The 21,148-nt window shown below is 68.2% G+C and carries 22 protein-coding genes; 8 read left to right on the forward strand and 14 right to left on the reverse strand.

Annotation, left to right across the window (positions count from 1 at the left end):
- Positions 1-17: 17 nt before the first annotated feature.
- Together cysK and ACU5AP_RS09460 are read right to left on the reverse strand one after the other, a co-directional pair.
- On the reverse strand, positions 18-1,007 hold the full coding sequence (gene cysK / locus ACU5AP_RS09455; RefSeq protein WP_446681133.1) for a cysteine synthase A: 990 nt from the start codon (positions 1,005-1,007) through the stop codon (positions 18-20).
- Positions 1,008-1,108: 101 nt separating this feature from the next.
- A complete protein-coding gene (locus ACU5AP_RS09460) occupies positions 1,109-1,591 on the reverse strand; it encodes an Lrp/AsnC family transcriptional regulator (RefSeq protein WP_003163583.1) in 483 nt (160 codons plus the stop codon).
- Between the two features lie 85 nt (positions 1,592-1,676).
- Between ACU5AP_RS09460 and ACU5AP_RS09465 the strand changes: the two genes are divergently transcribed.
- Positions 1,677-2,588, forward strand: a complete 912-nt coding sequence (locus tag ACU5AP_RS09465; protein WP_040344449.1) for an EamA family transporter — start codon at positions 1,677-1,679, stop codon at positions 2,586-2,588.
- Between the two features lie 133 nt (positions 2,589-2,721).
- Here the strand turns inward: ACU5AP_RS09465 and ACU5AP_RS09470 are convergent, their stop codons facing one another.
- Positions 2,722-4,206 (reverse strand): methyl-accepting chemotaxis protein, encoded by a 1,485-nt coding sequence (locus tag ACU5AP_RS09470; protein WP_191001986.1) that lies wholly within the window; start codon positions 4,204-4,206, stop codon positions 2,722-2,724.
- A gap of 189 nt (positions 4,207-4,395) precedes the next feature.
- On the opposite strand from ACU5AP_RS09470, the gene fliI reads away from it, so the two are divergent.
- The 3 genes from fliI to ACU5AP_RS09485 are packed head-to-tail and all read left to right on the forward strand — an operon-like array spanning position 4,396 to position 7,242.
- Positions 4,396-5,739, forward strand: a complete 1,344-nt coding sequence (fliI, locus tag ACU5AP_RS09475) for a flagellar protein export ATPase FliI (protein ID WP_128719644.1) — start codon at positions 4,396-4,398, stop codon at positions 5,737-5,739.
- Between the two features lie 16 nt (positions 5,740-5,755).
- The gene (locus ACU5AP_RS09480; protein ID WP_076223519.1) at positions 5,756-6,169 is read left to right on the forward strand and encodes a flagellar FliJ family protein; all 414 of its coding nucleotides are present in this window, start codon (positions 5,756-5,758) and stop codon (positions 6,167-6,169) included.
- Positions 6,170-6,171: 2 nt separating this feature from the next.
- Positions 6,172-7,242: an endo-1,4-beta-xylanase gene (locus ACU5AP_RS09485; protein ID WP_128719643.1), complete on the forward strand. Its 1,071-nt coding sequence runs from the start codon at positions 6,172-6,174 to the stop codon at positions 7,240-7,242.
- Between the two features lie 100 nt (positions 7,243-7,342).
- Here ACU5AP_RS09485 and ACU5AP_RS09490 read toward each other — a convergent pair whose 3' ends face one another.
- From ACU5AP_RS09490 to rpsD, 5 genes are all read right to left on the reverse strand, one after another.
- Positions 7,343-7,723 carry a hypothetical protein gene (locus tag ACU5AP_RS09490; protein ID WP_003163589.1) on the reverse strand — a complete coding sequence of 127 codons (381 nt, stop codon included), beginning with the start codon at positions 7,721-7,723 and terminating at the stop codon, positions 7,343-7,345.
- On the reverse strand, positions 7,723-7,851 hold the full coding sequence (locus ACU5AP_RS09495) for a hypothetical protein (RefSeq protein ID WP_003163590.1): 129 nt from the start codon (positions 7,849-7,851) through the stop codon (positions 7,723-7,725). The genes ACU5AP_RS09490 and ACU5AP_RS09495 overlap by 1 nt, the downstream gene beginning before the upstream one ends.
- Positions 7,852-7,938: 87 nt before the next feature.
- Positions 7,939-10,293, reverse strand: coding sequence for a bifunctional diguanylate cyclase/phosphodiesterase (locus tag ACU5AP_RS09500; protein ID WP_446681134.1), 2,355 nt, complete (start codon positions 10,291-10,293; stop codon positions 7,939-7,941).
- 116 nt (positions 10,294-10,409) lie between these two features.
- Complete coding sequence (locus ACU5AP_RS09505; protein WP_164918001.1) at positions 10,410-10,793, reverse strand: hypothetical protein; 384 nt, start codon at positions 10,791-10,793, stop codon at positions 10,410-10,412.
- Between the two features lie 164 nt (positions 10,794-10,957).
- The gene (gene rpsD / locus ACU5AP_RS09510; protein ID WP_003163593.1) at positions 10,958-11,575 is read right to left on the reverse strand and encodes a 30S ribosomal protein S4; all 618 of its coding nucleotides are present in this window, start codon (positions 11,573-11,575) and stop codon (positions 10,958-10,960) included.
- A 259-nt stretch (positions 11,576-11,834) separates the two neighbouring features.
- Here rpsD and ACU5AP_RS09515 point away from each other — a divergent pair, with 259 nt between their 5' ends.
- A complete protein-coding gene (locus ACU5AP_RS09515; protein ID WP_446681135.1) occupies positions 11,835-13,304 on the forward strand; it encodes an amidohydrolase family protein in 1,470 nt (489 codons plus the stop codon).
- Positions 13,305-13,311: 7 nt separating this feature from the next.
- Here ACU5AP_RS09515 and ACU5AP_RS09520 read toward each other — a convergent pair whose 3' ends face one another.
- Both ACU5AP_RS09520 and ACU5AP_RS09525 read right to left on the reverse strand, forming a co-directional pair.
- Entirely contained in the window at positions 13,312-14,256 is a 945-nt protein-coding gene (locus ACU5AP_RS09520) for an MBL fold metallo-hydrolase (protein ID WP_223850934.1), read from the reverse strand.
- A 68-nt stretch (positions 14,257-14,324) separates the two neighbouring features.
- Positions 14,325-14,939: a superoxide dismutase gene (locus tag ACU5AP_RS09525; RefSeq protein ID WP_003163596.1), complete on the reverse strand. Its 615-nt coding sequence runs from the start codon at positions 14,937-14,939 to the stop codon at positions 14,325-14,327.
- 194 nt (positions 14,940-15,133) lie between these two features.
- Between ACU5AP_RS09525 and ACU5AP_RS09530 the strand changes: the two genes are divergently transcribed.
- A complete protein-coding gene (locus ACU5AP_RS09530) occupies positions 15,134-15,322 on the forward strand; it encodes a hypothetical protein (RefSeq protein WP_446681136.1) in 189 nt (62 codons plus the stop codon).
- A gap of 15 nt (positions 15,323-15,337) precedes the next feature.
- Here ACU5AP_RS09530 and cckA read toward each other — a convergent pair whose 3' ends face one another.
- Genes cckA through fliQ form a run of 4 tightly spaced genes read right to left on the reverse strand, consistent with a single transcriptional unit; the run spans position 15,338 to position 19,607 of the window.
- Positions 15,338-17,422 (reverse strand): cell cycle histidine kinase CckA, encoded by a 2,085-nt coding sequence (cckA, locus tag ACU5AP_RS09535; protein ID WP_446681137.1) that lies wholly within the window; start codon positions 17,420-17,422, stop codon positions 15,338-15,340.
- Between the two features lie 59 nt (positions 17,423-17,481).
- Complete coding sequence (flhB, locus tag ACU5AP_RS09540) at positions 17,482-18,558, reverse strand: flagellar biosynthesis protein FlhB (RefSeq protein ID WP_003163602.1); 1,077 nt, start codon at positions 18,556-18,558, stop codon at positions 17,482-17,484.
- A complete protein-coding gene (fliR, locus tag ACU5AP_RS09545) occupies positions 18,551-19,321 on the reverse strand; it encodes a flagellar biosynthetic protein FliR (RefSeq protein WP_003163603.1) in 771 nt (256 codons plus the stop codon). The genes flhB and fliR overlap by 8 nt, the downstream gene beginning before the upstream one ends.
- Before the next feature lie 22 nt (positions 19,322-19,343).
- Entirely contained in the window at positions 19,344-19,607 is a 264-nt protein-coding gene (gene fliQ / locus ACU5AP_RS09550; protein WP_003163604.1) for a flagellar biosynthesis protein FliQ, read from the reverse strand.
- Between the two features lie 192 nt (positions 19,608-19,799).
- Here fliQ and ACU5AP_RS09555 point away from each other — a divergent pair, with 192 nt between their 5' ends.
- Positions 19,800-20,483 (forward strand): hypothetical protein, encoded by a 684-nt coding sequence (locus ACU5AP_RS09555; protein ID WP_128719636.1) that lies wholly within the window; start codon positions 19,800-19,802, stop codon positions 20,481-20,483.
- Positions 20,484-20,553: 70 nt separating this feature from the next.
- Positions 20,554-21,144 (forward strand): GTP cyclohydrolase I FolE, encoded by a 591-nt coding sequence (folE, locus tag ACU5AP_RS09560; RefSeq protein ID WP_003163608.1) that lies wholly within the window; start codon positions 20,554-20,556, stop codon positions 21,142-21,144.
- Positions 21,145-21,148: the final 4 nt, after the last annotated feature.

Genomic DNA, 21,148 nt, shown 5'->3' on the forward strand with positions numbered 1-21,148 from the left:
GGGGTCCGGACGCGCCGTTACAGCCCTTCGAACAGGGCCGTCGACAGATAGCGTTCGGCGAAGCTGGGGATGATGGCCACGATGGTCTGGCCCGCATACTCATCCTGCGCCGCCAGACGGAAGGCCGCCGTCAGGGCCGCGCCCGAGCTGATGCCGACCGGAATGCCTTCCTCGCGCGCGGCGCGGCGGGCCATGTCGAAGGCGTCCTCGTTCGTGACCTGCTCCACGCCGTCGATGACCGCGCGGTCGACCACCGCGGGAATGAAGCCCGCGCCGATGCCCTGAATCTTGTGCGGGCCGGGGGCGCCGCCCGACAGCACGGGCGAGGCCGTCGGCTCGACCGCGATCATCTTCACCGAGGGCTTCTTCGCCTTCAGCGCATGGCCGACGCCGGTGATGGTGCCGCCGGTGCCGACGCCGGACACCACCACGTCCACGGCGCCCGCCGTGTCGTTCCAGATCTCCTCGGCCGTCGTGGCTTCATGGATGGCGGGGTTGGCCAGGTTTTCGAACTGGGCCGGGCTGACCGAACCGGGGATTTCCGCCAGCAGTTCCTCGGCGCGGGCGATGGCGCCCTTCATGCCCTTTTCGGCAGGCGTCAGCTCCAGCCGCGCGCCCAGCAGGGCCAGCATCTTGCGCCGCTCGATCGACATGCTCTCGGGCATGACCAGGATCAGCTTGTAACCCTTGGACGCCGCCACAAAGGCCAGGGCGATGCCGGTGTTGCCGCTGGTCGGCTCGATCAGGGTGGCGCCCGGCTTGATCTTGCCCAGTTGCTCCAGCGCCTCGACCATGGCCACGCCGATGCGGTCCTTGACCGAGGCGATCGGGTTGAAGAACTCCAGCTTGGCCAGCACCGTGGCCTTGGGCCGCAGCGCCGCCGTCAGATTGGGCAGCCGCACCAGGGGGGTGTCGCCGATGGTGTCGACGATGCTGTCATAGACCCGGCCCCGGCCCGCCTTCTTGTGGCGGCTGGCGTCATAGGCGGCTTGAGAAGCGTCGGACATGGGAAGGTCTCCGTGCGGCGATGTCGGCTCAACAGATAGGCCTTATACGCCGCGAGCAAAGCAGGCCCGCGCAGGAATTCTGACGCAGGCTTTAGATGATCTCATCGCACCAGGGCGCGACGGGCGGGATCGAAGGGCAGAACTTCGCGGATCGAGATCAGGGTCTTGAAGGCGCGGACGCGCGCGTCGTCGTTCAGCATCTCTCGGGTGAAGACCTCATAGGCCTCCATCGTCGGCACGACGACATAGAGGATCAGGTCGGTGTCGCCCGTCACATACCAGGCGGCCTGGACCTCCGGTCGGGCGGTCAGCTTGTCGATCAGGGCGTCCAGAACGGCGGTGCCCTCGCGCTCCATCTCGACCAGGACGTGCATGGTCAGGGCGCGACCCAGTCGGGCGGGATCGACCACGGAGACGTCGGCGATGATGACCCCTTCGTCGCGCAGGCGCCGCAGCCGTCGCGACACCGCCGATTCCGACAGGCCGACCTTTTCCGCCAACACGCGCGCGGGCTGAAGATTGTCGCGCCGGACCAGGGCCAGCAGTCGGCGATCGAAGGAATCGAGATCGATGTTTTCTTGCATTTGATACAAACATACGCCTGTTTCTTGCGTCGTGGCAGGTGAAATCAGCGAGAAACACAGACGGGTTTTGGCTAGGTTCCGCGCCATGTCCTCCCTGACGCTCGCCCTTCGCACGCCGCGCATCGCGGCCATCCTGCCCTATCTCGCCCTGATCGGCGGGATGGTGTCGCTTTCGGCCGGCACCTCCTTCGCCAAGACGCTGTACCCCATGGTCGGACCGGCCGGGACGGCGGCCCTGCGCGTAGGACTGTCGGCCCTGTTCCTTCTGCTGGTCTTCCGCCCCTGGCGCAGCGCCTTCACGCGCAGCGACCTGCGCGCCCTGGCCGTCTACGGCGGCGTCATGGGGCTGATGAACCTCAGCTTCTACATGGCGCTGAACACCATTCCGCTGGGCGTCGCGCTGGCGATCGAGTTCATGGGACCGCTGTCGGTCGCCCTGTTCAACTCGCGCCGCCTGATCCATTTCGTCTGGGTCGGCCTGGCGATCCTGGGCCTGGGCCTGCTGTTGCCGCTGGACGGCAGCGTGGCGACGCTGGACCCGGTCGGCTGCGCCTATGCGGCGGCGGCGGCGGTGTTCTGGGCGGGCTACATCGTCTTCGGCAAGCGCGTCAGCCACCTGCCCAGCGGCGCGACGGTCGCCATCGGCATGTCCGTGGCGGCCATGACGGTGGTGCCGTTCGGCATCGCCGGCGCGGGCCTGGCCCTGTTCGATCCGAGGATCCTGGTCCTGGGTCTGGTGGTCGCCCTGGTGTCCAGCGCCCTGCCCTATACGCTGGACATGATCGCCCTGCGCCACATTCCCAAGCGCACCTTCGGCGTGGCGGTCAGCGGCGATCCGGCCATCGGCGCCCTGGCCGGGCTGTTCGTCCTGGGCGAGCACCTCAGCACCCTGCAATGGCTGGCCATCGCCGCCATCATCACCGCCTCGGTCGGCGCGGTGCTGACCTCGCCTTCCGATGAGGCTCAGCCGCTGCAAGATCCTGCCGCCCCCGCCTGACGACAGACGCGCGCCCATGAAGTTCCTGCTGTCCCGGCTGCAACGGCCGGTCCCCAACCTGATCGCCTGCCTGGTGTTCGGCGCCGTGCTTGCCCTGTTGATGCGGGGCGCGGTGAAGCTGCTGTTCTAAACTCTAGAACTCCGTCCATTCCTCAACCGCCGGGCCGTTGACCACGGCGCGCAGGCGAGCGCGTTGCGCCTCCAGCGCCGGGGGCGGACCGCCGCGCCTCGCCAGATCGTGCACCACGCCGTCGCTCCCGCCCGTGCGGAAGCGACCGACCAGTTCGGCCAGATGCTCGGCCTGGGTCTTCAGATTGGCCGCCGCCGCCGTCGTCTGCTCGACCATGGCGGCGTTCTGCTGGGTGACCTGATCCATCTGGTTCACCGCCTGATTGACCTGGCCCAGGCCCGAGGCCTGTTCTTGAGCCGAGGCGGCGATCGCGGCGACTAGGGCGTCCATCTCATCGACCTGTTCCGCAATCGTCTCCAGGGCGCGGCCGGTCTCGGCGACCAGTTCGACGCCCTGCGCCACCTCGGCGCCCGAGGCGGCGATCAGGGTCTTGATCTCCTTGGCGGCCTCGGCCGAACGCTGGGCCAGGGCGCGCACCTCGGAGGCGACCACGGCGAAGCCGCGCCCGCTGTCGCCCGCCCGCGCCGCCTCGACCCCGGCGTTCAGGGCCAGAAGATTAGTCTGGAAGGCGATCGCGTCGATCACGCCGACGATGTCGCTGATCTCGGCCGAGCGGCGGCTGATGCCGTCCATGGCGGCGACCGCCCGGCGCACGACCTCGCCCGAGCGATCCGCCTCGGCGTGGGCCTGAGAGGCGACGGACGCCGCCTGACGAGCGCCCTCGGCGCTGCGCTGAACGGTGGCGGTGATCTGATCCAGCGCCGCCGCCGTCTCTTCCAGACTGGCCGCCTGCTGTTCGGTGCGGCGCGACAGGTCGTCCGACGCCCGGCTGATTTCGTCCGAACCGCCGCGCAGCGTCGTCACCGCCGCCAGCACCTGCTCCAACGCCGCCCTGAGACTGGCCACAGCGCCGTTGAAGTCGACCTTCACGGCCTCATGGGCGCCTCCCATTTCCTGTTCGATGGCGGCGCGCAGATCGCCGTCCGACAGACGCGAAAGCTGTTCCGCCAGGGCGCCGACCAGTTCCGCCTGCGCCGCCTCGACCGCGAGACGATCCCGCTCGGCGCGCCGCGAGGCCTGTTCGGTCTCAGTGATGTCGACAGCCAGCTTGACCACCTTCAGCGGCCGCCCCGCGTCGTCCAGCACGGGGTTGTAGGAGGCCTCGAGCCAGACCTCGCGCCCGCCCTTGGCCATGCGCCGGAACTTGCGGGCGACGAAGCGGCCCTCGTTCAACTCGCGCCAGAAGGCGGCGTAGTCCGGCGTCGCCGCCTCGGCCGGGTCCATGAACATCCGGTGATGCTGGCCACGGATCTCGTCCAAGCCGTAGCCCATGGTCTGCAGCAGATTGTCGTTGGCGTCGCGGATCGTGCCGTCCAGGTCGAACTCGATCACCGCCTGGGATCGACCGATCGCCGCCATGCGGCGGTCCAGCTCCTCAAGCCGCAGCTGGTCCGCAGCCTGTTTCACACGACGACTTCCACTGAACATCCGAACCGCTCCCCTTCAGAACAACGGTGATGACCCAGACCCGCCTGCGGATAGTAGCGACACCAATGGTTTCATAATCATTATAAAACACTCATAGGTTGATATTCCGGCCGCATTTCATCGCCCGTTAACCATGATGGGGCATGAGCGTGTGGATCGGCTGCGCCTCTTGCGGCCAAGGGGCCCTCTTTGCGCAATCTCGTCGCCGCCGTCGAAGCGATCGACCCGCTGGTCGTCACCGGCAAGGTGGCGGGCGTCAGCGGCCTGTTGATCGAGTCGCGCGGCGGACTGTCCCGCCTCGCCGTCGGCGCGCGCGCCGAGATCGAGCGGCGCGGCCAGCCCCCTCTGCCCGCCGAGGTCGTCGGCTTCCGCGAGGCCAAGGCCCTGCTGATGCCTTTCGGCCCGGTCGAGGGCGTGGCGCCGGGCGCCGACATCCGCATCATCGACGCCGCCGCCAGCGTGCGCCCGACAACGGCGTGGTTGGGCCGCATCATCGATTCCTTCGGCGAGCCGATCGACGGCCTGGGGCCGTTGACGCCGGGCCTCGTCCCCTACCCCCTGCGCGCGCCGCCGCCGCCCGCCCATTCGCGCGGCCGGGTGGGCGAGCGGCTGGATCTGGGCGTGCGGGCGATGGACGTCTTCACCACCACCAGCCGGGGCCAGCGCCTGGGCATCTTCGCCGGCTCGGGCGTGGGCAAGTCGGTGCTGCTGTCCATGCTGGCGCGTCAGGCGACCTGCGATGTCGTCGTCGTCGGCCTGATCGGCGAACGGGGCCGCGAGGTCCGCGAGTTCATCGAGGAGACCCTGGGCGAAGAGGGGCTGAAACGAGCCGTCGTCGTGGTCGCCACCAGCGACGAGCCGGCGCTGAAGCGGCGTCAGGCGGCATACATGACCATGGCCGTGGCCGAGTTCTTCCGCGATCAGGGGCTGGAGGTGCTGTGCCTGATGGACAGCGTCACCCGCTTCGCCATGGCCCAGCGCGAGATCGGCCTGGCCGCGGGCGAGCCGCCGACGACCAAGGGCTACACCCCCACCGTCTTCACCGAACTGCCCAAGCTGCTGGAGCGCGCGGGGCCGGGGCCGATCCGTCCGGACGGGACCGAGGCGGGACCGATCACCGCCCTGTTCACCGTGCTGGTGGACGGGGGCGACCATGACGAGCCGATCGCCGACGCCGTGCGCGGCATTCTGGACGGCCACATCGTCATGGACCGCAAGATCGCCGAGCGCGGCCGCTTCCCCGCCATCGACGTGCTGAAGTCCGTCAGCCGCACCATGCCCGGCAACCAGTCCCCGCCCGAGCGCGAACTGAACCGCCGCGCGCGCCAGTGCCTGAGCGCCTATTCCAACATGGAAGAGCTGATCCGCATCGGCGCCTATCGCACCGGCGCCGACCCCATCGTCGACCGCGCCATCGCCCTGAATCCGGCCCTGGAAAGCTTCTTGACCCAGGACAAGGACGACGTGACGCGCCTGAACGACAGTTTCGACAGACTTGAAACCATCCTGAACCAGGGCATGGTGGACCAATGATCGCGGGAGACGACGCATGACGGCCTGGGCCCAATCCCTGATCCGCATCTCCAACTATGAGGTCGAGACGCTGCAGAAGCGGCTGGCCGAAATCAGCGCCCGCAAGGCCGAGGCCGAAATGCGCGTCGCCGTGCTGGACGCCGAGGCTGAGGTCGAGCGTGACAACGCGCGGCACGATTCGTCCTCCGGCATGATGTTGCAGGCCTATCTCAACGGCTGGAAGCAGCGCCGCGCCGACGCCGAGGCCGAGGTCGCCGCGATCGCCGCCGAGGAAGAAGGCGCCCGCGACGCCCTGACCGGCGCCTTCGAGGAGCTGAAGAAGTTCGAGCACGTCGCCGAAACCACCCGGCTGAACAAGCTGACGGCCGCCGCCAAGCGCGAGGCCGCCGCCTATGACGAAATGGGCCTGCGTCGCCGCGCCGAGGGCTAGACGTGATCGACCGTCGCGCCCTGCTGGCCTCGACCCTCGCGCTCGCGTCCTGCGGCGCCGGCGAGGCGCCCGTCCCGCCGCCGACCGGCCCTGTTCGGCCGCTGAAAGCCGTCGCCCCCTTCCCCGTCGGAACCGTCGCCATGTCGGGCCAGCTGTCGGATCAGGACTGGTTCCGGCTGGTCTCCACCCACTTCTCCCAGCTCACGCCCGAGTGGGAGATGAAGATGGAGTACATCCTCCAGAAGGACGGCTCCCTGCGCTTCGACGCGCCGGACCGCATCGCCTATTTCGCGCGTGATCTGGACATCCGCCTCTTCGGTCACGCCCTGATCTGGTACGCGCAGGACCACCCGTGGTTCACCGCCATCGTCGACGACCGCCCGCGCTTCATCGCCGAACACGACCGCTATATCGCCGAGGTGGCCGGACGCTGGCGCAGCCAGATCGTCGGCTGGGACGTGGTCAACGAACCGGTCGAGGATGACGGAAGCGGCTATCGCGACTGCGTCTGGAGCTGGGGCCTGGGCGGCATCGACGCCTATATCATCCGCGCGTTCGAACAGGCCCGCATCGCCGCGCCCGAGGCGACCCTGTTCCTGAACGACTACAATCTGGAGAACACGCCCAAGAAGGGCGCGGCCTTCCTGCGTCTGGTCGAGCGGCTGCTGAAGGCGGGCGCGCCGGTTCAGGGCATCGGCGTCCAGTCCCACCTCGACATCGAAATCCCCAAGGGCCAGATCGCCGCCTTCATGAATGAGGCCCGCCAGTTCGGTCTGCCCATCCATGTCTCCGAACTGGATGCGTCGCTGAAGCGCGGCGGCCGGATGCCGGACCTGCGTTCCCGCGCCCAGCGCCGCGAGCAGCAGACGGCGCGCGTCGCGGAACTGGCCGAGGCCTTCATGAGCCTGCCCCCCGCACAACGCTTCGCCTTCACCGTCTGGGGCGTGCGCGACAGCGATTCCTGGCTGCGTCGCGGCGAGAACGACGACGGCCGGGACAGCCCCCTGCTGTTCAATGATGAGGGGCAGCCGAACCCGCTGTTCGGCGTCCTGTCCGGCGCGTTCGACGCCTGAAGACGGCCCGCGACCAAGGAAAAGGGGTGCGAAACGCAAGTCCCGCCCCCCCTATATGTTCCGACCGACGAACGGTCCCCCCTCGAAGAGAAGGCGACGCCTACAGGCTGATCGGGTTGATCACCCGGACCGGCTGGCCCGCTTCCAGGCCCAGTTCGGCATAGGTCCAGCTGACCGTCACGCCCTCGGGCGCGAGGGCGCGGCACACGTCGGGCGTGCGACGCACCAACTTCAGCTCAGCCGGATCAGAGTCCTTGATCTGCACTTCGAAACTGGACGCCTCGGTGCAGCCGTTGGACCCGACCACGACGTTCAGGCGCTGGCCGTCGAAGTCGACGCGGCGCACCGCCTCCACGACTTCCGTCTTGGCCATATTGGGCTCCGTGACGACCGAAACCTTCTCGCCGCCCCCATTGGAATAGATGACGCAACCGCCCAGCAAGGGCAGCAGGGCGACGGCGGCCAGCAGAGCGCCGCGCATCAGGCGCCTTCCGCCGGCGGCGTGTGGATGACGCGCGTGGTCGGCTTCTCAGTGGCGATGATGATGCAGCCCGACAGAGCCGGCGCGGCGACAGCCGCCAAGGCCAGGGCGATGATGATGCGGCGCATGAGACGCGTCCCTTTTTTTAACTTGGCCGCACCCTGCCAGCGCCGGGTCGCAGGGTCATGTGAATAATCGGCAAGGATCGCCGCCCGTCACGCGGCTGTCGCCGTCTCCTCCAGGTCGATCCAGGCCGCGCCGTGGTGCAGGGCGTCGGCTTCGGGTTGGGGGCGGCCGAGCAGGTAGCCCTGCACCTCGTTGCAACCCTGGGCGCGCAGGAAGGCCAACTGCTCGGCGGTCTCGACGCCTTCGGCCAGGACCGGGATCGACAGGCTTTCGCCGATGGTCAGAACGGCGCGGATGATGGCCCGCGACTGCGGCGCCTCGCCGTCCAGTTCGGTCATGAAGGAGCGGTCCAGCTTGATCTTGTCGAAGGGGAAGGCCTTCAGCGTCGACAGCGAGGAATAGCCCGTGCCGAAGTCGTCCATGGCGATGGTCACGCCCAGCGCCTTCAGCTGACGCAGCACATGGGTGGTGCGCGCCATGTCGGTGATCATGGCCGTCTCGGTGATCTCCAGCTCCAGGCGCGACGGCGCAAGGCCGGTCTCCAGCAGGATCTGATGCACCAGACGAGGCAGATCGACGTGGCTCAACTGCACCGGCGACAGGTTGACCGCGATGCGATGCGGCTCCTCCCAGGCGGCGGCCTGGCGGCAGGCCTGACGCAACACCCACTCGCCGATCGGCAGGATCAGGCCGTTCTCCTCGGCCACGGGAATGAAGTCGGCCGGCGAGATGTAGCGGCCTTCATCGTTCTTCCAGCGCAGCAGGACTTCATAGCCGGTGGCCTTGCCGGTCTCGACCGAGGCCTGGACCTGATAGTGCAGCTCGAACCGCTCATTCTCGAGCGCCTCGCGCAGGGCCTGGGTGACGCGGCGACGGGCGCGGACCGCCTGATCCATGTCCGCCTCATAGAAGCAGACGTCCTGGGTCAGCGACGCCTTGGCCCGGTACATGGCCAGGTCGGCGTTGTTGATCAGGGTGGACACGTCCTGGGCGTCTTCCGGCCACAGCGAGACGCCGATGCTGGCGCCGCACGACACGTCGGCATGGTCGAGCGTCACGGTCTGGATCACGGCCTGGCGCAGGCGCTCGGCCACCGCGCGGGCTTCGTCGCGGGTCGCGACCGAGGCCAGGGCCAGGAACTCGTCGCCGCCCTGGCGCGCGATGAACTCGCCCTCGCGCAGGGCGCCCTTCATGCGTTCGGCGATGATGCACAGAAGCTGGTCGCCGACCGCGTGCCCGTACAGATCGTTGACCTCCTTGAACCGATCCAGGTCCAGGGCGAACAGGGCCAGGCTCTCGCCCTCGGCCGCCGTCTGCTTCTGGCGCGTCAGCCGCTCCAGGAAGGAGGCTCGGTTGGGCAGGCCGGTCAGGCTGTCGTTGCGGGCCAGGTGGGCGATGCGACGTTCCTGGGCCATGCGGGCGCGCAGGTCGCGCACGGCGTAGATCATGGTGCGGCCGCGCGCCGTCAGGTCGCGCCGGGCCGACAGTTCGACGGGAATCTCCTGACCGCCGGCCATCAGAATGGTCTGGATCACAGCGCCGTCGTCGAGACGGTGGGCGTCCTGCACCCAATCCCCCAGATCGGCGCCGATCAGGCTGTCACGGTCAGTTCCGGCCAACTCGGCCAGGACTTCGTTGACGGCCACGATGACGCCGTCGCGTTCGATCGCCATGCCGTCGACGCCGGTCTCGAGCAGGTACTGCAGTCGCTCGCGGTTCAGCGCCAGGGCTTCCCGATCCAGGGCGTGGCTGGCGGCGCCGGCGCCCAGCACCAGCAGACCGACGCCGGCGACGCCCAGCGCCAGCACATGGCGCGCGTCCTCGCCCGTCAGCATGCCGTCCAGCGGTCCCAGCGGAATGACGGTCATCGCCGCCATGGCCGTGAAGTGCAGGCAGACGATGCCCAGCACCATGGCCGCCCCGCCCTTCAGCCGCGCGAAGCGTTCTTCGGTCGAGGCCAGGCGGAAGGCCAGGGCGCCGAACGCCACCGAACCGATAATGGAGACCGCCAGATAGACGGCCGACCAATGCACCACGCCCTCGACCGACAGGGCGGCCATGCCGACGAAGTGCATCCCGGCCACAGCCATGCCGAACAGGGCGCCGCCCGCCTCGACGGAGAAACGGCGGCGCATGGAGGCCGTCGCCAGGGCCAGGCCGACGCCCAGGATCGCCACCGCCAGGGAGACGCCCGTCAGCATCGGCTCATAGGCCGTCTCGACGCCCGGTCGATAGGCGATCATGGCCACGAAATGGGTGCACCAGATGGTCGCTCCGCCCGCGACGGCGCCCAGGGCCAGCCACGACACACGCGACAATCCCCCGTTTTCACGAACGCGCCGCAACAGTCCTGTTGTGATGAAGCTGCCCAGCAGGCAGATCAAGGCAGCCAGGGCGACGAGCCCCAGATGGTGCTCGTCAGTCAGACAGGTCAGGACACGCATGGAAGACGCCGTAGGGAATAGGGAGTCTGATGTCCTAAAAGCCAAGGCGTTAACCCTGGCTGTCTCGATATGAATAACGAAAATTGAAAAAAGCGGCCCTTAAGCCGCTTCAGCCTCTACTGGCTGACGGCCGCGGCCTCGCCGTCCATCATGTAGGGATTGTTGACCAGAACGTTGGCGCCGGGCGGAAGGCCCAGTTCCTTGAAGGTCCATTCCATCTGCACCCCGCCCCGGACCGGACGGCTGCAGCGATCCTCGTCCAGACGACGCAGGGTGATGACCGCCGAATCCTTGAGCTGGGTGATGAAGGGCTTGACGTCGCTCTTGTCGGTGCAGCCGTTCGAGCTGACGCGGAACACGGCCAGATCGCGGGTGAAGGCGGCGGCGTGGATCGGCTCCAGCTGCCCCGGCATGCCCTCGGTCCGCACCAGGGCGCCCGGCTTCGAGGCGCACCCGGCCAGGGCCGCGACGGCAACGCAGAAAGCGATCCGATATCTCATCTCGGCCTCCTGCGGCTCGATCCTGACAGCTAGGGGCAACATGCCTTGGTTTGGCCCAAAAGGGAACCGCCGCTGCGTCTGATTAAAAAAAGAGGCCCCGGCGAGCCGGAGCCTCTTTTCTTGTCTTGAACCACGACCCGACGGATCGGGCGGGATCGTCGAACTTACGAGGAGTAGTATTCGACGACCAGGTTCGGCTCCATCTTCACCGGATAGGGCACATCGGACAGTTCCGGCACGCGGCCGTAACGGACCGAGAAACCACGATCGCCCAGTTCCAGATAGTCGGGCAGATCACGCTCGCTCGACTGCTGGGCTTCGAGCACCAGCGCCATGTTGCGCGACTTTTCCTTGACCTCGACGACGTCGCCGACCTTCACGCGGTACGAACCGATGTCGACCTTCTTGCCGTTGACGGTGACGTGGCCGTGCGAGACGAACTGACGGGCGGCCCAGACGGTCGGCACGAACTTGGCGCGGTAGACGATGGCGTCCAGACGCGATTCCAGCAGACCGATCAGGTTTTCCGAGGTGTTACCCTTGCGACGGGCGGCTTCGGCGTAGGTCGCCGCGAATTGCTTCTCGGTGATGTTGCCGTAGTAGCCCTTCAGCTTCTGCTTGGCCTTCAGCTGCAGACCAAAGTCCGAGACCTTGGACTTGCGGCGCTGGCCGTGCTGGCCGGGGCCGTAGGAACGCTTGTTGACGGGAGACTTGGCGCGACCCCACAGGTTTTCACCCATGGCCCGGTCGAGTTTGTACTTGGCGCTATGGCGCTTGGACATGTGTCACTCTTCATCATGATGCGGCCCGGCTGCTCCCCGATTGGAGCGGCGATCTCAACGGCGGTCCACGCATCGTCCGTAATAGACATCGCGCCTCGGGTGAAACCCGGTGCGAGAAGGCCGGGCTTATGAAGGCGACGGCCCCTGGAGTCAATGTCGGCGGCCTCTCTTCCCAGATGACAGAAAGGAAACTTGAGCCTGAAGCCGCTGTTCGTGCAGTTGCCGCCGATAAGAAGAAACGACTCGGGAGGCCCTCGGCATGACACGCAAACCCTGGCTCACGGCGGCGACCCTGGCCGTTCTGGCGGCGACGGCGGCGCAAGCGCACGACGCGAACCGGCCCTCCGCCCTGGTGGTCTCAGGCCGGGTCATCGACGGCTCAGGCGCGGCGCCGATCGTCGGGGGGCGGGTGGTGGCCGTGGACGGCATCATCGCCTGTGTCGGCCGCGCGGCCGACTGCCCGACGCCGCCCGGCGCCGCCGTCATCGACGCCGGCGACGGCAGCATCATCCCCGGCCTGATCGACCTGCACGTCCACCCGCGTCCGCACTACTACGGCTGGTTCCTGGCTTCGGGCGTGACCACGGTGCGGTCGGCCAACACCACAACGGAGATGGCCCGCGCCCTGAACGACCTGCCCGCGCCGCACGCACGACTGGTCTGGGCCGGGCCGATGCTGGACGGCGAGAACAGCATCATCAAACGCTTCTATCCCGAGGCGACGCCGGACGCGCCCTCGCCCGCACGCGCCGCCGACGGTCCCTCGCTGGATGGAGTAGAACTGCTCATCGCCGCGACGCCCGAGCAGGCCGTCGCCGCCGTCGACGCCCTGGCCGCTGAAGGCGCCGACTGGGTCAAGCTGTACGAGCAGCTTCCGCCCGACGCCTTCGCAGCCGCCGTCCGACGCGCGAAAGACCTGGGGCTGCCGACGATGGCCGACCTGGGCATGGCCTCGACCCGCGGCCTCAGCGACGCCGAAGTCGACCTGCTCCAGGCCGCCGCCCTGGGCCTGAACAGTCTCGAACACGCCAGCGGCGCGGCCCTGGCCTACCGCCGACTGGGCGGCGACCTGGAGGCGGAAAGCCTGGATCCGGCGCTGATCGATCAGATGGCGCGCGCCCTGCTGGCGGCGGATACGGCGCTGATCCCTACCCTGTCCGTCTTCCATTTCACCGCCGAGACGCAGTCGCCCGATCCGGTGCTGACCGATCTGCCGCTGGGCGATGCGGCAGGGACGGTCCGCGACGGCCTGGATCAGCAATGGCGCGGCGTGCATCAGCATTTCCACGCCGATGCCGAGAACAACCGCAAGGCGAGGCAGGACGCCCGCGTCGGCGCGGCCGTGGCCCTGCGTCTGGCCCAACTGGGCGGCCGCATCGGCGCCGGTTCGGACACGCCCGCCGGCGCCTACAACCTGCCCGGCGGAGGCCTGCACCTGGAGATGGAGCTGATGACCCGCGCGGGCCTCAGCCCCCTGCAGGCGCTGTCGGCCGCGACGGGAACGGCGGCTGACATCCTGAAGCGCGACGACATCGGCCGCATCGCCGTGGGCCGCCGCGCCGACCTGCTGATCGTCGAGGGCGACCCATCGCGCGATATTCGCGACACGCGCCGCCTGCGCCACATCGTTCTGGACGGCCGCGCCTATGCGCCGGACGCCCTGAAGCGTCAGGCGATCACGGACGGCGAGGCGCGGCTGGCGGCGCTTCTGGCGGAAGAAGGCGATTGAGCGCCGATCAGGCGGCGGGGCCCGCCTCCGCGACCCAGACGTAGCCCTCGCCCCGGCGCTCGATCCGACCCAGGCCCGGGAAGGGGAAGTGAACGCCGTACAGACGCAGCCGTTCGGTCGCGCCGCGTTCAAGAATCTCCCGCCGCGTCGCGGCGCCTACGGCGCGGTCGCTGTCCCAGACCAGAGCCAGGTCGGGACGAGGAACCGAAATGATGGAGCTGTGCAGGGCGTCGCCGAGATAGAGCAGACGCTCGGAGCCGGAAGCAATTTCATAGCCGGAGTGGCCCGGCGTGTGCCCCTTCAACGGCACGGCGCGGATCGAGGGCGTGACCTGCGCGCCCGGCTGGAAGGTTTCGACCTTCGACTTAATGGCCGCCACCAGAGGCCCGCCGCCGTGCGCTTCGGCGCCGGCCTGGGCCGCGTCCCATTCCGGCGCGCTCATGCGGATCACCGCATTGGGAAAGACCAGGGCGCCCTCGGCGTCGACCAGGCCGCCGACATGGTCGCCGTGGGCGTGGGAGATCAGAATATCCGTCACCTGCGCCGGTTCGACGCCCGCAGCCCGCAGCGAACCGACCAGCAGATTGGCCGTGCCCATCTGACCGCCCGCCCCGGCGTCGATCAGCACCACGCGATCGCCGTCGCGCACCAGCAACGGCTGCACCGGCAGATGGACCGCGTCCGTCGGCGCGCCGCCCGCCGTCAGCAGGGCGGTGATCTCTTCAGCCTTGGCCCCGGCTTCGACCCACGGGGTTTGCGCCACCGGCACGACGATCTCGCCGTCCCGCAGGGCCGTCAGCTTCAGCTCGCCCACCGTAAAGGGACGCACGTCGGGCGAGGCCGCGGCGACGACCGCCCGTCCCTGCCCCTGTTCGTCGGACTTGGGCTGCTGCTGGCAGGCGCCGGCGCCGATCAGAAGACCCAGCACAAGCCCCGAAGCGGCTAGTTTCAAATATGGTGTCATCCTCGCCCCCCGAAAGAAAAACGCCCCGCCGGGATCGGCGGGGCGTCTGGTCTGCATCAGCCCTTGGCGGCTTCGTACAGTTCGTTGACCTTGTTCCAGTTCACCACCGACCAGAAGGCTTTGAGGTAGTCGACCCGGCGGTTCTGGTACTTGAGGTAGTAGGCGTGCTCCCACACGTCGGCAGCCAGCAGGACGGCGCCCTTCTCGGCCGCGTCGTCCATCAGCGGGTTGTCCTGGTTCGGGGTCGAGGTGACCTTCAGCTTGCCGTCCTGAAGGATCAGCCAAGCCCAGCCCGAACCGAACTGACCGGCGCCGGCGGCGTCGAAGTCAGCCTTGAACTTGTCCATGCCGCCCAGTTCGGCGTCGATCTTGGCGGCCAGTTCGGCCGAGGGCTCGCCGCCCGCGCCGACCGGGGCCAACAGCTCCCAGAACAGGCTGTGGTTCCACACGCCGCCGCCGTTGTTGCGAATCGGCTTCGGCAGCTTGGACATGATCGCGAAGATGTCTTCCAGCGACTTGCCCTGCGCCTCGGGCGTGGCGTCGACGAACTTGTTCAGGTTGTCGACATAGGTCTGATGGTGCTTGTCGTGGTGGAAGGTCATCGTCTCCTTGTCGATGGCCGGCTCCAGCGCGTCATAGGCGTAGGGCAGCGGGGGCAGGGTGAAGGCCATGGGAGACTCCTCTTTACGGCGTTTGATTCCTCTGGACCCTATCTAGGGCCGCGCGCGCCAGACCCAAGCCTTGAACGTCGCCTTTGTTCACAATTCTCGAGGCGAAACCGCTTTTCGGAACCGAAAGCGCGAAACAGCCGTTTCCCGAACGCCCCAGACCCTCTTTTCAGGTCGCTTACTCAGGGGGATGCGTCATGCCTGATCGCGCCTCTTCGCGAAACGCCCTGCTGTCGGACGCCGCAGCAGAAAGCCTGCGCCTGCAACTGCTGGAAGTGATTCCGCGCCTTCGCCGCCATCACCTGTTGGACCTCGCCGACACCCTACATGAGGCGGCGCGAGAACGCCGTTGGTCGCCGGAGGAACGGCTGGACATGAGGGCCTGACGCCCTCGCCGGTCGTCAACCTGCGTGCAGTTCCTGCTTCACGCGCTCTGCCAGAGTCTTGATGTCCAGCGGCTTGGGCAGGAAGGACACCCCGACCTCGTCCTGCAACAGGTCCGAAAAGTCGCTTTCGGCGTAGCCCGAAATGAACATCACCGGGGCGTCGCCGAGGAAGGGCCGCGCCTTCCTGAGCAGCGAAGGCCCGTCCAGCCCCGGCATGATGACGTCCGAGATCAGCATGTCGATCTGGCCCGCCCACTCCTCGGCCAGGATCAGGGCCTCCTCGCCGTCGGCGGCCTCGATCACCTCATAGCCGCGCTGGCGCAGCAGGCGGGCGGCGATGCCGCGCACGGCGGCCTCATCCTCGACGAACAGGATGCGGCCCGCGCCTGACAGGTCGCGCGGCGCCTTGACGACCTTCTCGACCACGGGGGCCTCGACCAGTTCCTCAGCCGTGGCGGCGGGCAGGAAGATGCGGAAGGCGGCGCCGGCGCCGTCCAGATTGGCGACGGTGATGTGGCCGCCCGCCTGCTGAGCGATGCCGTAGACGGTGGCCAGACCCATGCCCGTCCCCTCGTTCACCGCCTTGGTGGTGAAGAAAGGCTCGAAAATCTTGTCCAGCAGGGCCGTCGGCACGCCGGGGCCGGTGTCCGACACCTCGATCAGGGCGACTTCGTCCGTCGCCTCGCGCCAACCCATGTCGCGGGCCTGAGCGCCGGTCAGACGGCGGGTCTTGATGGTGACCACGCCGGCGCCGGGTTCGACCACGCCGCGCATGGCGTCTCGGGCGTTGACTGCCAGGTTCATCACCGCCGTCTCCAGCTGGCTCTTGTCGGCCAGCACCAGCGGCAGGTCGCGGCCGTAGTCGGTCTCCAGCCGCACGTCCTCGCGCAGCAGGCGGCGCAGCAGGACGGCGAACTCGCCGACCAGCTCGCCAAGGTCCAGCCGCTCGCGCCGCACGGTCGACTTGCGCGAGAAGGCCAGCAGCTTGCGCACCAGATCGGCGGCGCGGATGGCGGTCTGGCGGATCTCGTTCAGCCCTTCATAGGAGGGATCGCCGACCGGGTGGCGCTCCAGCAGGCCCGACAGCTGCAGTTGGATCGCCGTCAGCAGGTTGTTGAAGTCGTGCGCCACCCCGCCCGCCAGTTGGCCCACGGCCTGCATCTTCTGGGCCTGCGACAGCTGCAGCTCCATCGACTTCTGCGCCGCCACGTCGAACAGCCAGACGCGGCGCCGGTCGCCCTCGGGCGCGACATAGAGGTGCAGCTGGCGATCAGGGTGGGCGCGGGCGATCAGCTCGATCGGGCCGGACGACCCGGCCTCCAGCTTGGCTCTGGCCTCGGCCACGCCCGCCGGGTCGAACAGATGGCCGAAGGCGGCGTCGCCCGAGGCCGCCGGGCCGGTCAGCAGGGCCAGGGCCGCGTTCGGCTCCTCGACCCGGCCCGCGAACAGGTCTTCGCCGCCGATGACGGCCGAGCCGAACGGCGCGCCGGCGGCCATGGCCCGCGCCTCGCCGGTCGGGGCGGCGGGCTGGGGCGCGGCGGGCGCGGACGGCGCCAGCGGCAGGACGGCCTCCGGCGCGGCGCGGACGAGGAAGCGCCCCTGCCCCGCCTGACCGATCAGCACCTCGATCTCGCGCGCGCCGATCTGGACGATGGCGCGGCCCTGATGCCCCTCGCGCGCCTGGGCGAAGGCCATGTAGAGGGCCTGGGCGGACTTACCGCCCCCCTTGCCGGCTCTGGGCAGGGTGGTGACGGTCCCGTTCTCCTCGGCCCAGGCGGCGTTATAGGCCAGCACCTGGCCTGACGGCTGCACCAGGGCGGCGGGCTCGGCCATGGCGTCCAGCATCTCGACCGCCGTATCGCCTGAAGGCGAGCGACGCTCTGACCGGCCGAACGCCGACAGCCAGATCAGCGCCGTCGCCCCCGCTGCGAAGATCAGGATCAGCCCCGGCGCGGTGAAGGCGCTGGCCCGGAACGCCGGATAGGCGATGGCCGCGATCGCCAGGGCGAAGCCGACCGCCATCACGACCAGCCACGGATCGAAGCGCGGGCGGCCCGCGATGCTGGTCTTCTGGCGGTCTTGCGGTCGGGAAATGGTCATGGCGTCTCGCCCGCGCGAATCAGGGTTCGTCAGCATACGCCGTTCCTCCGCCGTCGCCTTCATCGCCGCTTCCTTTGCTGCATGACGAAGCCGATGACCTTGGCGGCCGCCTCGAAATGTTCGCGCGGGATGACGCCGTCCACCTCGACCGCCGCATAGAGGGCGCGGGCCAGAGGCACGTTCTCGACGATGGGCACCTTGTGCTCCCTGGCCACCTCGCGGATGCGCAAGGCCAGGGCGTCCACGCCCTTGGCGACGCAGACCGGCGCGCCGTCGCCCTTGTCCGGCTCATAACGCAGGGCGACCGAATAGTGGGTCGGGTTGGTGATGATGACGGTGGCGTCCGGCACAGCCTGCATCATCCGCTGGCGGCCGCGCTGCATGCGGATCTGACGCAGCTTGGCCTTGACGTGCGGGTCGCCGTCGGACTGTTTGAAGTCTTCCTTCAGCTCTTCCTTGGTCATCCGCATCCGCTTGGCGAAGCGCATCCGCTGCCACAGATAGTCAGCCCCCGCCGTCAGCGACAGGAAGACCAGGGCCGACAGCATCAGCGCCAGCGCCAGATCGCGCGCGAACGGCAGGATCATCGCCGGGCTCATGGCGGCCAGGTTCTCGAGCTCGCGCGCGTGAGGCTTCAGCACCCACCAGCAGACGGCGCCGATGGCGACCAGCTTGATGAAGGTCTTGAGGAACTGCACCAGGCCGTCCGGGCCGAAGATGCGCTTGAAGCCCTCCAGCGGATTCACCTTGGACCACTTCGGCTTGACCTTGTCGGCGGTGAAGATGAGGCCCGACTGAGCCAGATTGCCGCCGACCCCGCCCAGGATGACCGCGAACATCAGAGCCGCCAGGAACGGCGCCGCCGCCCAGACGGCGTGCATGCCGATCTCGACGCCTCCGCCCGCCTCCAGCCCGCCGATCATGGCGTGCGGCTGGGCCAGGAAGGGCGTCAGCGCTTCGGCGATCCGGGTCGAGAACCAGCCGCCGCCCGCCAGCAGCACGCCGGCCGCCCCAGCCAGAGACAGGGCCGCCGCCACGTCCGGCGACTTGGCGACGTCGCCCTTCTTCCGCGCCTCTTCGAGTTTTCGCGGGGTGGCGTCTTCTGTTTTCGACTCGGGATCGGGGCCGTCAGCCAACGGCGCCTCCCGTGAAGAAGGCCGCCACCGAACGGTAGCGGTCGATGAAGACGGTCCCCACCACGCCCAGGCTGAGCGTGAACACCGACAGGCCCAGGATGACGCTCAAAGGCGCGGCGGCGAAATAGACCTGGAAGCTGGGCATGACCCGCGCCACCAGGCCCGAGGCCAGGTTGAAGATCAGGGCGAAGACCAGCACCGGCGCCGCCAGCTGCACCCCCAGCATGAAGCTCTGGCTCAAGGTCTTCACCGCCATCTGGGTGAAGTCTGACACGATCAGCGGCTTGGCCGGGGCGATGGCCTCATACGATCCGACCATGCCGCCGATGAACAGGTGATGGGTGTTGGTGGCGAACACCAGAGTCACGCCCAGCAGCATCAGAAAGGCCGACAGGGTCGTGCCCGGCTGGGCCTGCAGCGGGTTGGCGGTCTGGGAGAAGCCCAGCGTCGTCTGCAGGGAGACGATCTCGCCCGCCGTGGTCAGGGCGGTCATGAAGCTGCGCAGGATGGCGCCGATGGCCAGGCCGGTCAGCACCTCGCGCATCACCCAGCCGACGGTGGCGCCCAGGGTCGCGGGCAGGGCCGGCAGACTGGCGCCCACGATGGGCCACAGCGCCAGCGACAGCACCAGGGCCAACGACAGGCGCACCCGCGGCGGCACATAGGATTCGCCGAAGCCCGGCAACAGCATCAGGATCGCGCCGACGCGCGCGAAAATCAGCCCCCCGGCCCAGACCTGTTCCGCCGTGGCGTAAGGCTCCATGTCCCTGCCCTACAGCCTCGCCCTACATGCCCGCGATGCGGGCGGCGATCTCGCGCATGAAGCCGCCCAGCAGGGCGCCCATCAGCGGCAAGAACAGCAGCAGGGACACGAAGATGGCGATGATCTTGGGCGCATAGACCAGGGTCTGCTCCTGGATCTGGGTCAGGGCCTGGAACAGGCCGATGGCCACGCCGACCACCAGGGCCACGATCAGGGCCGGCAGGCACAGCTGGATCGTCAGCCACAGGGCGTCGCGACCCACATCCAGAACTTCCGCGCCGCTCATCGCCGATCCCCGAAGCGCCCCGAACACAAGCACGGGACAGTGGGCAGAAAATGCCGACAGGATGGTTAACGCGACGTTAGGACGATGCAATGAGACCGATGTTCCGGTCGATGCCGGTTCATTCGATTGACAACAGCGGCGACTAGACGAACGTTTTCACCCTCCCCCCGATCAACGCCTGAAGGATGCCTCATGAAACCGTTCCTGCGTCTCGCCTCTGTCCTGATGGTCGCGACCTCGGCCTTGCAGGTCGCCGCGTGCGACAACAAGGCGCCGGAACAGACTGAAACGGCGACGGCTCCGGCCGAGGGCGCCTCGGCCGCCGCCGGTCCCTTCGACGTGAACAGCGTGGCCCTGTCGACCGCCAGCCTGGGCGACTTCCCCTATTTGCGCCTGCCCGAGGGCTACAAGCCGCAGAACAGCGAGGCGCACGACTTCGCCGACTTCCCCTTCTGGACCGGCGCCCGGTTCGAAATGATCGAAGGCCGGGTTCATCAGAGCCAGATCACCAACGACACCGGCAAGAGCTTTTCGCGGCTGGAGCTTCTGCGAAACATGGAGCACGCGCTGAAAGAGGCGGGCGCCGTTCGCATCTTTGACGGCCAGATTCCCAGCGACGCCGCCCACGCCCTGCCCGAGGCGGTGCAGATGGCGGCCCTGAACGGCATCGGCGACATCTATAACGGTCCGTCGCAGACCTGGGTGATCCGTCAGGCGGACCGCACGGTCTGGGTTCACCTGTATGTCGGCAGCGCGCAAGGCTCGATGGCGGTGGTCGAGGCCAAGGGCTTCGGCGCCGACAAGCCGGTGGCCGACAACGCCAGCGACGAGGGCCGCGCCCGCAATCGCCGCGTCGAACTGGTCCGCCTGCCCTGATCGGGGCAGAAGCCGTTTTAAACAGCGGCGCCGTTTCCAAAACCTGTGCAGGGGAGGTATGCAGCCTGTCATGAGCGACCAGACCCCCTCCTCCCCCGCCGTTTCCCAGGAAGAAGCCGAAGCCGCCGTCCGCACCCTGATCCGCTGGGCCGGCGACAATCCTGCACGCGAAGGCCTGATCGAGACGCCTAAGCGCGTGGCCAAGTCCTATCGCGAGCTGTTCCAGGGCTATGAAGTCGAACCGCGCGACTATCTGGAGAAGACCTTCGAGGAGGTCGGCGGCTACGACGAGCTGGTGGTCCTGAAGGACATCCGCTTCGTCAGCTTCTGCGAGCATCACATGCTGCCGGTGGTGGGTAAGGCGCACGTCGCCTATCTGCCGACCGACCGGGTCGTCGGCATCTCCAAGCTGGCCCGCGTGGTGCGCGGCTACGCCCGGCGCCTGCAGATTCAGGAGAAGATGACGTCCGAGATCGCCAACGCCATCCAGGACGTGCTGCGCCCCCACGGCGTCGGCGTGGTCATCGAAGCCGAGCACAGCTGCATGACCATGCGCGGCGTCGACGTCCCCGGCGCCAGCCTGTCGACCAGCTGCCTGCTGGGCGCCGTCCGCGAAGACCCGCGCACACGCGAGGAATTCCTGCGTCTGGTGCGAGGATAAGAGA

Source organism: Brevundimonas sp. RM1, from assembly GCF_052907225.1.